Genomic DNA, 11,724 nt, shown 5'->3' with positions numbered 1-11,724 from the left:
TCGCAGATCGTGACTATTGGCACCACTCTTCAACAACACCCAACCTTGGCGTATCCTTCACATGGCTTGGAGACACATCCCGATGCGTTCCACCTCAGACACCGCCGCCGCGATCGGCCTCGCCATCGGCGGCACCTTCGGCCTGGCCGGTACCTTTGTGGCGAGCGCCCCGCTCCGCGAAACGCTCTGGGCGATCGACGGCGTGGCGCTTGTGGTGGCCACCGCGCTGCTGACGATGAAATACCAGCGGCTGGGCAATGACTGCGTCGCGGCCGGGTTCCTCACCTTCCTCGCCGGCGAGAGCCTGTTGCTGGCCGGCAACGCGGCGGGGCTGGAGGCCAGCGTTCCCTCCTATGTCGGCGGCATTTCGCTGTGGGCGGCCGCACTCGTCCTGATCGGCGCGGCGAACACCTTTGCCCTGTGGATGCGGCTCACCGGCCTCATCGCCGCCATCCTGTTTGTCGTGACGGTGGCCATGGTGCTGTGGGGCGCGCCCTTGCTGCCGACCTCGGCGCCGCTGCCCGCCGCCGGCTATCCGTTCTTGGTGTTGACTTTCATCGGCTGGATCTGGACCTTGGTGAAGGCCGATGAGGGGGGAGCATGATTGCTGCCCGGCTCGCCGAGGGTAGATTGCGGCAATGTAGGCGATCCTTCACGCCCCCTCTGTCCTGCCCGTCCTTCGCAGCAGCCGCGGAGGGTGGACCGGACATCTCCCTCACGAGGGGGAGATCGCTACTTGACGCCCTTCGCGCAGCAGCCGCAGCCTGCCTGTAACCCAGGAGACCCCACCCATGGCAGGCACGGTCGAAGGCGAAGAAATCGATGTCGGCTTTTCCGGCCGGCGCTGCATCCATTCGCGCAATTGCGTGCTGGGCGATCCACATGTCTTCGTGCCCAACGCGCCGGGTGAGTGGATCCATCCCGAGGCGGCCAGCGTCGAGAAGATCGTGGCGATCGCCCAAAGCTGCCCGTCCGGCGCCATCACCTATGTCAGGAAGGATGGCGGCCCGCAGGAAAAGCCGCCGGTGGTCAACACCGTGCGGCTCAGGGAAAACGGCCCGCTGGCGGTGCATGCCGAGATCGTGCTTGGCGGCGAGACGTCCTTCCGCGCCACGCTCTGCCGCTGCGGCGCTTCGGAGAACAAGCCGTTCTGCGACGGCAGTCACAGCAAGGCAGGCTTCGCCGCCACCGGCGAGCCTGCGCTGAAGGACACGCCGGCGCTGGCCGCGCGCAACGGCCCACTCACGGTCACACCGACCACCAACGGCCCGCTCAAGCTCGAAGGCAATGTCGAGATCGTCACCGGCACCGGCCACACGGTCGACCGCACGACACGCACCTTCCTCTGCCGCTGCGGCCATTCGGCCAACAAGCCGTTCTGCGATGGCTCGCATAAAAGGGTGGGGTTTATCGGTTAGTTCCCGACGTTGGCGTTCCTTCGCGCCCCCCTCTGCCCTGCCGGGCATCTCCCCCACGAGGGGGGAGATTGGAACTCCGCTGCCGACGCGGTATTTGCAGCGTTGAAAAATTTGCTCAAGCGTGGGCGACATCTGATCTCCCCCCTCGTGGGGGAGATGTCCGGCAGGACAGAGGGGGGCGCCGTAGAGTGCTAATTTCACAAGCACAATGCCTCACACGCCACTGCCTCCAAAACATCGCGCGAACGCCAGATCGATGCGCAAGGTCATGACCGATGCCGAGCTGAAGCTTTGGAACGAGCTTCGTGCACACCGGTTGATGGGGCTTGGCTTCCGGCGACAGTTTCCGATTGCCGGCTATATCGTCGACTTCGCTTGCCCGGAGAAGAAACTGATCGTCGAGGTCGACGGCTCCCAGCATGCGCAAGGCGATGCTGTTGCCGGCGACGCGGCAAGGACAGTGCGTCTGGAACAGGATGGCTGGACCGTCCTGCGCTTCTGGAACGACGACATCATTCGCGACATCGACAATGTCTGCCAGCACATTGTGATTGCGGCTGGGCTTGGAAGCGCGTGCTGAACCACGGCAAGGCCGGCGGGACAGCGCCCCCCTCTGTCCTGCCCGTCCCCGCAGCAGCTGCGGAGGGTGGACCGGACATCTCCCCCACGAGGGGGGAGATTAGCCGTCACCATGATCATCGCCTGTTGGCCCAGCGCTAGCGGCTTTATCGGCCGGCCCGTATCGGCTAAGGGCGGGGAACAAGATCTCCGGACCGCTGCCAAACATGACCGCCAAGCCCAAATCCACCCCCCTGTTCCTCGGCATAGACACCGGCGGCACCTACACCGATGCCGTGCTGTGGTCTGAGGCCGGCGGTCCCAATGGCAAAGTCCTCGCCAAGGCCAAGGCGCTGACCACCCGTCACGATCTGGCGGTCGGCATATCCGGCGCGGTCGATGCGGTGCTGGAGAAATCCGCCACCGACCCGGCCGCGATAAAACTGGTGTCGATGTCGACGACGCTCGCCACCAACGCGCTGGTCGAAGGGCAGGGCGGGCGCGTCGCGCTGGTGATGATCGGCTTTTCCGAAGGCGACCTTGCCCGCGACGGGCTGAAGGCGGCACTTGGCACCGACCCGGTCGTGTTCTGCCCCGGCGGCCATGATGTCCATGGCAATGCCGCCAAGCTCGACCTCGCCGGGCTGGAGGCCGCACTGCCGGAACTCGGTGCCTCGGTGTCGGGCTTTGCCGTCTGCGCCTATTTCGCCACCCGCAACCCGGCGCATGAGCTCGCCGCGCGCGACCTGATCCGCGAAAAGACCGGCCTGCCGGTCACCGCCAGCCACGAACTGTCGGCCAAGCTTGGCGGCCCGCGCCGGGCGCTCACCACGCTGCTCAACGCCCGGCTGATCTCGATGATCGACCGGCTGGTGGCGGCGACCGAAGGGTTCTTGGCCGCCCGCAAGATCGCCGCCCCGCTGATGGTGGTGCGTGGCGACGGCGCGCTGGTCTCGGCCGCCTTTGCCCGCCAGCGGCCGATCGAGACCATCCTTTCAGGCCCGGCCGCCAGTCTGGTCGGCGCCCGCCACATGACCGGGCTCGACAATGCCATGGTCTCCGACATCGGCGGCACCACCACGGATGTCGCCGTGCTCGACGGGGGCCGTCCCCGGCTCGACCCGGAAGGCGCCACCGTCGGCGGTTTCCGCACCATGGTCGAGGCGGTGGCCATGCGCACCTTTGGGCTGGGCGGCGATTCCGAAGTGGCGCTGGAGGATGGCGCGCTCAACCCGAAAATCCTGCTCGGGCCGCGCCGCCTAGTGCCGCTGGCGCTGGCCGGCATGGTGCATGGCGAGGCGGTGACATCGGAGCTCGAACGCCAGTTGCGCGCGCCGAACCCCGGCCGCATGGATGGCCGCTTCGCCGTGCGCACCGGCGTGCCGGAGCGGCTCGCCGCCGGCCTCACCGCTCCGGAAGCAAAACTCTACGAGGCGATTGGCAGCGTGCCGCTCGCCCTCGACAGGCTGCTCACCTCGAACGCCCAGAACGCCACCCTGAACCGGCTGGTGTCGCGCGGCCTGGTGCATATTTCAGGTTTCACGCCTTCGGACGCCGCTCATGTGCTGGGCAAGCAGGCCAATTGGGATGCGGCAACCGCCCGGCTCGGCGCCGAACTGTTCGCCCGCAAGCGCGACGGCCGCGGCCAGTTCATCGCCGCATCGCCGGAAGCGATCTCTGAACGGGTGCTGGTGACGCTGACGCGCTGGTCGGCGGAATACATCCTCGAAACCGCCTTCGCCGAGGATGGGCTGGACGGCGCCGCCACCGTGGCGCACGCGCTGGTGCAGCGCGCCGTCGATTCTCATCCGGGCATTGCCCGCCTCAGCGTCGCGCTCGACCGTCCGGTCATCGGCCTCGGCGCCTCGGCGCCGCTGCATTATGCCGGCCTGGCCGAGCTGGTCGGCAATGACTGCGTCGTGCCGGAGGATACCGACGTCGCCAACGCGCTCGGCGCCGTCGTCGGCCAGGTCCGCGTCTCGGCCGAGGCCCGCGTCAGCCAGCCCCAGGAAGGCCTGTTCCGCGTTTCGTCCGGGGAGACGGTGCGCGATTTTCTCGACGAGGCGGCGGCGATCGCGGCGGCCGAGGCCGATGTGCGCGCGCTTGCCGCCGGGCGGGCCAGGGAAGCCGGCACCGACAGCGCCGAGATCGAGGTCGCCACCGAGTTCCGCGTCTCCACCGTCGAAGCCCAGCGCATGTTCATCGAGGCGCATGTCGTGGCGGTGGCGTCGGGCCGGCCAAGGATTGCGGTGTGAGCGCGCAATCTCCCCCCTTGAGGGGGAGATGTCGCCAAAGGCGACAGAGGGGGTCGCCTCGCGTGGAGCGCAACTTCCTTCTATCGCAGGGAGGCCGAGCCCGGTCGGACCGACCCCCTCTGGCCGCTTCGCGGCCATCTCCCCCTCGAGGGGGGAGATTAGCAGCTTCGCCGCCCCCAAAATCCGCCCCTTCACCCTAAGCTGAATTGACCCTGCCACCCCAACATGCCAAAGGCGCGCCAAGCCTTCGCCTGGAGAAGCCCTGATGACCGATCGCATCGAGATCGCCGGATTGCGGATTGCCCGCGAATTGCACGACTTCGTCGCGCACGAAGCGCTGCCGGGCACCGGCATCGAGGCGGACGCCTTCTGGGCCGGCTTTGCGGCCATCGTCCACGATCTGGCGCCGAAGAACCGGGCGCTGCTGGAAAAGCGCGATGCCATGCAGGACAAGCTCGACCGCTGGTACCGCCACAATGGCGCGCCCGTCGACATGGAGGCGTACAAAAATTTCCTGAGGGAGATCGGCTATCTCGTGCCGGAAGGGCCGGCCTTCTCGGTCGCCACCGGCAATGTCGATCCGGAGATCGCACGGGTTGCCGGGCCGCAGCTCGTCGTGCCGGTGATGAATGCGCGCTATGCGCTGAACGCCGCCAATGCCCGCTGGGGCTCGCTCTATGATGCGCTCTATGGCACCGACGCCATTCCCGAGACCGACGACGCCGAAAAGGGCAAAGGCTTCAATCCCGCGCGCGGCGCCAGGGTGGTGGCCTGGGCAAAGAGCTTCCTCGACGACTCCGTGCCGCTCACCTCGGGCAAATGGGCGGGCGTCAATGGGCTTTCGATCGCCAATGGCGCGCTGAAGCTCAGCGCCGGCGCCGGCGCCACCACGCTTGCCGACCCAAAACAATTTGCCGGCTATCGCGGCGACGCGGTCAACCCGCAAACCGTGCTGCTGGTCAGGAACGGGCTGCATGTCGAAATCGTCATCGACCGCGCCAACCAGATCGGCCGTACCGATCCGGCGGGCATTGCCGATGTCATCCTGGAATCGGCGCTGACCACCATCCAGGACTGCGAGGATTCTGTCGCGGCGGTGGATGCGCGGGACAAGGTCGTGGTCTACCGCAACTGGCTCGGCCTGATGAAGGGCGACCTGGCGGAAGAAATCACCAAAACCGGCAAGACTTTCACCCGCAAGCTCAATCCCGACCGCGCCTACACCGCGCCTGATGGCGGCGCGCTGACCCTGCCCGGCCGCTCGCTGATGCTGGTGCGCAATGTCGGCCACCTCATGACCAATCCGGCGATCCTTGACCGCGACGGCAACGAGGTGCCGGAAGGCATCATGGATGCGGCCATGACGGCGTTGATCGCGCTGCACGATGTCGGCCCGAATGGACGCCGGCAGAACTCCCGCGCCGGCTCGATGTATGTCGTGAAACCCAAGATGCACGGCCCCGAGGAAGTCGCCTTTGCCGTCGAGATATTCGACCGTGTCGAGGCGCTGCTCGGCATGCCGAAGAATACCATCAAGATGGGCATCATGGATGAGGAGCGGCGCACCACCGTCAATCTCAAGGAGGCGATCCGCGCGGCAAGAGAGCGTGTCGTCTTCATCAACACCGGCTTCCTCGACCGCACCGGCGACGAGATCCACACCTCGATGGAAGCCGGCCCGATGATCCGCAAGGGCGACATGAAGCAGGCCGCCTGGATTGCCGCCTACGAGGCCTGGAATGTCGACACCGGGCTGGAATGCGGGCTGGCCGGCCACGCCCAGATCGGCAAGGGCATGTGGGCGATGCCCGATTTGATGGCGGCGATGCTGGTTGAGAAGATCGCCCACCCCAAGGCCGGCGCCAACACCGCCTGGGTGCCGTCGCCGACGGCGGCGACGCTGCACGCCACCCACTATCACAAGGTCGATGTCCACGCCGTGCAGGCGGCGCTGAAGAGCCGGCCCAAGGCCAAGCTCGACGACATCTTGTCGGTGCCGGTGGCGGTACGGCCCAACTGGTCGCCGGCCGACATCCAGGCCGAGCTCGACAACAACGCACAAGGCATTCTCGGCTATGTCGTGCGCTGGATCGACCAGGGCGTCGGCTGTTCCAAAGTGCCTGATATCCATGATGTCGGCCTGATGGAGGACCGCGCCACGCTGCGCATCTCCTCGCAGCATATCGCCAACTGGCTGCACCACGGCGTCTGCACCTCGGACCAGGTGATGGAGACGATGCAGCGCATGGCCGCGATCGTCGACCGCCAGAACGAGGGCGACCCGCTCTACCGGCCGATGGCGCCCGACTTCGACAGCTCCATCGCCTTCCTCGCCGCCTGCGATCTGGTGTTCAAGGGCCGCGTGCAGCCCAACGGCTACACCGAGCCGGTGCTGCACGCGCGGAGGTTGGAACTGAAGGCGAAGGAGCAGGCGGGATAAACGCCGACGTCCCCCTCCCCCTCAAGGGGGAGGGGAACGCCGCGCCGCCCCCACATCGCGCTGCCTCCAACCTCATGCAGGCGAGATCGAGCACGACATGAAAATGTCGGTATGCCTGACATGCTCCGGGGTTTCACGGAAGGGCGGGCAGGGCCTGAAGCCGAACGACTCATAAACGGCAATGGCATTTTTCATGTAGAACGTCGTGTGGATCAGCACCGTCCGGCTCCGGCCCTTCTCGATCTCCGCCAGCGCGGCCCCCATCAGCGCACGGCCGGTTCCCCTTTCCGCGAAACGGTGCGTCGACAAAAAACTTGTGGATCTCCGTATTGTTGTCGTCGAACTGGTCAAAGGCGAGGCAACCCGCCGGCAGGCCGGCTGATCGCGCGATGAACGCCATGGCATCCGGCACGCCGAATTTCGCCGCCACCGAACTGCCACTCCTTTCGGGGTGGAAGATGGCCTTTACGTCTGCCTCCGAGACACCGTAAGGCGCCACCGCATCGGCGTCCCATTGCGCAAGCTTGCGGCAAAGTCCGGCCATGGCCTCGAAGTCCTCGGCACTGCGCGCCGGCAAAACCGAAATCATCCCACCTCAACCCGGTTAGGTCCATGACCGTAACATATGCCGCGATCGGGCATGGCCTGAACATTCCGCAAGCGTACTTCCGGCGGGCGCCAGAAGTCTACGCCGCCTGCGCCATCCGCTCCGACATCATGCGGTAGGAGATCGCCTCGGCCAGATGGATGCGGCCGACCGTTTCACTGGTGTCGAGATCGGCCAGCGTGCGCGCCACCTTCAGCACGCGGTGATAGGCCCGCGCCGAGAACCCAAGTTTTTCGCTGGCATCTTTCAGCAGCGACAGGCCCGATGCATCCGGCATCGCGATCTCCTCGATGACCGACGGCGAGCAATGCGCGTTGGTGGTGGCGGAGGTGACGCCGAGCCGTTCGAAGCGCTCGCGCTGGATGGTGCGGGCACGCGCCACGCGCAGCGCCACGGCGGCACTTTTCTCCGCCCGGTCCGGCCGGATCAAATCGCCGGCCGAGACCGCCGGCACCTCGATCCTGAGATCGATGCGGTCGAGCAGCGGACCGGATATGCGCGCCTGGTAATCGGTGCGGCAGCGGTCGCCGCGCAGGCAGCGATAGCCGGGCTCGCCGGCCATGCCGCAGCGGCACGGGTTCATCGCCGCGACCAGCTGAATGCGCGCCGGATAGGTGACGCGATGGTTGGCCCGCGCGATCATGCAGTCGCCCGTCTCCAGCGGCTGGCGCAGCGCGTCGAGCGCCTGCGGCGAGAATTCCGGGAATTCGTCGAGGAACAGCACGCCGTGATGGGCGAGCGAGGCCTCGCCCGGCCGCACGCGCAAGCCGCCGCCGACCATTGCCGCCATCGAGGCCGAATGGTGCGGCGCGCGGAACGGCCGCCGGTCGGTCAGCTTGCCTTCGCCGAGCTCGCCCGCGACCGAGGCGATCATCGAAACTTCCAGAAGCTCCTTCGGCGCCAGCGGCGGCAGGATCGACGGCAGCCGCTGCGCCAGCATCGATTTGCCGGACCCTGGCGGCCCGACCATCAGCAGATTGTGTCCGCCGGCCGCCGCCACTTCCAGCGCCCGCTTGGCGCTTTCCTGACCCTTGATATCGGAGAGGTCGGGCAGGTCGCGCGCAGCCAGCTTGATGCCGGCTTCGGGCCTGGACAGCACCTGCGTGCCGCGAAAATGGTTGGCGATCGCGATCAGGCTGCGCGGCGCCAATATGTCGAATTCCTTGCCGGCCCAGGCGGCTTCCGGCCCACAGGCGAACGGGCAGATCAGGCCCTTGGCCTCGGCATTGGCGCCGATCGCCGCCGGCAGCGCGCCGGCCACGGCGGTGATGGTGCCGTCGAGCGACAATTCGCCAAGCACGACATAGCCGGCCAGCATGTCGCCCGGAATGGCGCCGAGTGCCGCCATCAATCCAAGCGCGATCGGCAAATCGTAATGGCTGCCTTCCTTGGGGAGATCCGCCGGCGCCAGATTGACCGTGACTTTCTTCGACGGCATCGACAGGCCGGAGGCGTGCAGTGCCGCCTGCACCCGCTCGCGGCTTTCGGCCACCGCCTTGTCGGCCAGGCCGACGATATGCATGCCGACCTTGCCCGGCGCGATCATCACCTGCACGTCGACCGGCACGGCCTCGATGCCCTGGAAAGCCACCGTCCGAACCCGCGCCACCATTTTTCAAGCCCCCGGATACGGGCTCGCCCGAAGCCCATGCGATCATGCCGCGAACGGCGTCACCGCAGACAACCATAGATTTTGGCATCAAGCAAGAACATTACGGGAACAATCCAGCGCCGCGAGCCGGAATATGGCCGGTTCGGCGAAGCAGTTGCAGCTATTTGCGTTTGCTCTCGACACAATCCCAGAACAGGCCCGCAATATCCGCCCCGCCAAAACGCTGCACCTCGCGCACCCCGGTCGGCGACGTCACGTTGATCTCGGTCATGTAGTCGCCGATCACGTCGATGCCGACCAGGATAAAACCGCGCTCCTTCAGCGACGGTCCGATGCGGGCGCAGATTTCGCGCTCACGTTCCGTCAATTCGGTTTTCTCGGCGCGTCCGCCGACATGCATGTTGGAGCGGGAATCGTGCTCGGCCGGCACCCGGTTGATGGCGCCGACCGCCTCGCCGTCGATCAGGATGATGCGCTTGTCGCCCTTGCGCACGTCCTTGAGATAGCGTTGCACGATATAGGGCTCGCGGAACATCTGGCCGAACATTTCGAGCAGCGAGGCAAGGTTGCGGTCGGCCTCGTGCAAATGGAAGATGCCGGCGCCGCCATTGCCGTAGAGCGGCTTGACGATGATGTCGCCGAACTCCTTGCGGAAGGCGGCGACTTCCAGAGGATCCTTGGTGATCAGCGTTTGCGGCATCAGATCCGGGAATTCGGTGACGAAGATCTTCTCCGGGCTGTTGCGCACCCAGGCCGGGTCGTTGACCACCAATGTCCCCGGATGGATGCGCTCGAGGATGTGCGTCGTCGTGATGTAGTTCATGTCGAAGGGCGGATCCTGCCTGAGCAGGATGACGTCCATCTCGGACAGGTCGGTGCGCACCTTTTCGCCCAGCGAATAATGGTGGCCCTTCTCGTCGCGGACTTTCATCTCCTCGATGCGCGCGAACACCTTGCCGTCGCGCATCGACAGCCGGTCGGGCGTGTAGTGGTAGAGCTGGTGGCCGCGCCGCTGCGCCTCCAGCGACAGCGCAAACGAGGTGTCGCCGGCAATCGAGACGGTGGAGACGTGGTCCATCTGGACGGCGACTTTCAGCTTCACGGCAGGTCTCCAAAACTTTGAATCCATGCATCGTGCTTTCCGAAGATCGGGCCGATGCATCGAGAGCGATATACGGAACTCGGCGCCTTCTGCCAATTGGCCAGAGCTCCTGTGACGCATGCTTCGCTTGGCGCAGCGATACGTTTCCTAAACGGTTTGCTGCCAGTGTCGGAATTTATTCCGACTTGAAAACAGGGACGCCGATGCAAACTTTGTTTGGCACCGGGCAGACAGGCAGGGACAGCACGGATCAGGCCTTCACCGATCCGCTGACCGGCCTCGGCAATCATCGCCGCTTCTTCGACAAGGTCGATCGCCTGATCAGCGACCGCGCCGACGACCCGGCGCCGTTCGCCGTCGGCATCCTTGACCTCGATGGTTTCAAGCCGATCAACGACCTGTTCGGCCACAAGGCCGGCGACGACATTCTGGTCCAGGTGGCGATGCGGCTGCGCGCTTCGATGGACAGCTATTCCACCGTCTGCCGCATCGGCGCCGACGAATACGCTTTTCTTTATCCGATGGTGTTCAGCGAGGAGGCGGCCGCCGCAAGATCGCGCATGCTGATCGAGATACTTTCGGCGCCCTATGATGTCGGCGAGCGCACCGCCAGGCTTTCGGCCTCGGTCGGCTGTTCGCTCTTCTACTCGGGCGACGAGACCACCGAGATCCTGGTCAGCAAGGCAGAGACGGCGCTCTATCATGCCAAGCGTTCGGGCCGCGGGCGGGTCGTCGTCTATAGCAGAGAGATGGAAGAGGCGGCCAAACGCGTCACCCGCATCGAGCAGGCGCTGCGCCGCGCGGTTTCGGCCGGCGAGGTCGAGCCACATTTCCAGCCGATCGTCGATCTCAGGACGCGGCGCGCCATCGGCTTCGAGACGCTGGCGCGCTGGACCGATCGCGACCTGGGTTCGGTCTCGCCGACGGTCTTCATCCCGATCGCAGAGGAACGCGGCATCATCGGTCCCTTGTCGCAGCTTGTGCTGCGCAAGGCCGCCGAGGCGGCCAGGAACTGGCCGAAGGACTTGTTCCTGTCCTTCAACCTGTCGCCGTCGCAACTCGTCGACCAGAACACCGGCCTGCACATATTGGCGATCCTCGACCGCACCGGCTTCGATCCGCGCCGGCTGGAGATAGAGATCACCGAAACCGGCCTGATGAACGATCCGGCGTCCGCCGAGAAGATCGTCGAGGATCTGCGCCGCGTCGGCATCCGCGTGTCGCTCGACGATTTCGGCACCGGCCAGTCCTCGCTCGGGCGGCTGCGCGAATTCCATTTCGACAAGCTCAAGATCGACCGCGCCTTCGTCGCCTCCATTCTCGACGATCGCCCGTCGGAACATATCATCCGGGCAATCCTGGCCATGTGCGAAGGGCTCGGCATGGACGTGGTCGCCGAAGGCATCGAAGAGGAGGCGCAAGCCCAGCGTCTCATCCAGTTCGGTTGCGCCGGCGGGCAGGGGTTTTTGTTCGGCAGGCCGGCCGATGCCGACGCCACGCTCGGCTATCTCAGAGATTCGTTGCGCGGCGCCATGCGCGCAACAGTGATCTGACGGCCGGTCGCGTCGCCGCCGCGGCGCGACGATTTTGTCAGACATAATGCATGTTGCGCAAAAGCGCGCAGCGGTTTGCGATAACGACTTGCATAAAAACAAGCCAGCGAATCTGTTTTTCGCCCTTGCTCCCCCGACCCTACTGGATAGGATGCGCGCCGGCCGGACAGGGCCCGGAT

The 11,724-nt window shown here is 65.8% G+C and carries 9 protein-coding genes; 6 read left to right on the top strand and 3 right to left on the bottom strand.

Translation table 11 applies throughout. The features are described from left to right. Positions 1 to 82: 82 nt before the first annotated feature. The 5 genes from MESS4_RS33875 (at position 83) to MESS4_RS02865 (ending at position 6,671) form a co-directional block, all read left to right on the top strand. Positions 83 to 604 (top strand): hypothetical protein, encoded by a 522-nt coding sequence (locus MESS4_RS33875; protein ID WP_006326301.1) that lies wholly within the window; start codon positions 83 to 85, stop codon positions 602 to 604. Between the two features lie 187 nt (positions 605 to 791). After that, positions 792 to 1,418 (top strand): CDGSH iron-sulfur domain-containing protein, encoded by a 627-nt coding sequence (locus MESS4_RS02880; RefSeq protein ID WP_006326299.1) that lies wholly within the window; start codon positions 792 to 794, stop codon positions 1,416 to 1,418. Between the two features lie 208 nt (positions 1,419 to 1,626). Then, positions 1,627 to 1,998 carry an endonuclease domain-containing protein gene (locus MESS4_RS02875; RefSeq protein ID WP_081609623.1) on the top strand — a complete coding sequence of 124 codons (372 nt, stop codon included), beginning with the start codon at positions 1,627 to 1,629 and terminating at the stop codon, positions 1,996 to 1,998. Positions 1,999 to 2,203: 205 nt separating this feature from the next. Continuing rightward, a complete protein-coding gene (locus MESS4_RS02870; protein ID WP_006326292.1) occupies positions 2,204 to 4,231 on the top strand; it encodes a hydantoinase/oxoprolinase family protein in 2,028 nt (675 codons plus the stop codon). A gap of 265 nt (positions 4,232 to 4,496) precedes the next feature. Continuing rightward, on the top strand, positions 4,497 to 6,671 hold the full coding sequence (locus MESS4_RS02865; RefSeq protein ID WP_006326291.1) for a malate synthase G: 2,175 nt from the start codon (positions 4,497 to 4,499) through the stop codon (positions 6,669 to 6,671). 169 nt (positions 6,672 to 6,840) lie between these two features. Here the strand turns inward: MESS4_RS02865 and MESS4_RS33205 are convergent, their stop codons facing one another. The 3 genes from MESS4_RS33205 to gshB form a co-directional block, all read right to left on the bottom strand. Next, positions 6,841 to 7,260, bottom strand: a complete 420-nt coding sequence (locus MESS4_RS33205; protein WP_006326289.1) for a GNAT family N-acetyltransferase — start codon at positions 7,258 to 7,260, stop codon at positions 6,841 to 6,843. A 97-nt stretch (positions 7,261 to 7,357) separates the two neighbouring features. Beyond that, positions 7,358 to 8,890, bottom strand: coding sequence for a YifB family Mg chelatase-like AAA ATPase (locus tag MESS4_RS02855; protein WP_006326288.1), 1,533 nt, complete (start codon positions 8,888 to 8,890; stop codon positions 7,358 to 7,360). A gap of 160 nt (positions 8,891 to 9,050) precedes the next feature. Beyond that, positions 9,051 to 9,992 carry a glutathione synthase gene (gene gshB, locus MESS4_RS02850; RefSeq protein ID WP_006326287.1) on the bottom strand — a complete coding sequence of 314 codons (942 nt, stop codon included), beginning with the start codon at positions 9,990 to 9,992 and terminating at the stop codon, positions 9,051 to 9,053. Between the two features lie 203 nt (positions 9,993 to 10,195). Between gshB and MESS4_RS02845 the strand changes: the two genes are divergently transcribed. Beyond that, on the top strand, positions 10,196 to 11,545 hold the full coding sequence (locus MESS4_RS02845; RefSeq protein ID WP_006326286.1) for an EAL domain-containing protein: 1,350 nt from the start codon (positions 10,196 to 10,198) through the stop codon (positions 11,543 to 11,545). Positions 11,546 to 11,724: the final 179 nt, after the last annotated feature.

Origin of the sequence: Mesorhizobium sp. STM 4661, assembly GCF_000359125.1 — a bacterium.
GTDB lineage: Bacteria > Pseudomonadota > Alphaproteobacteria > Rhizobiales > Rhizobiaceae > Mesorhizobium.
The sequence above is the reverse complement of the archived record's forward strand: the minus strand, read 5'-3'. Positions and strand labels throughout refer to the sequence as shown.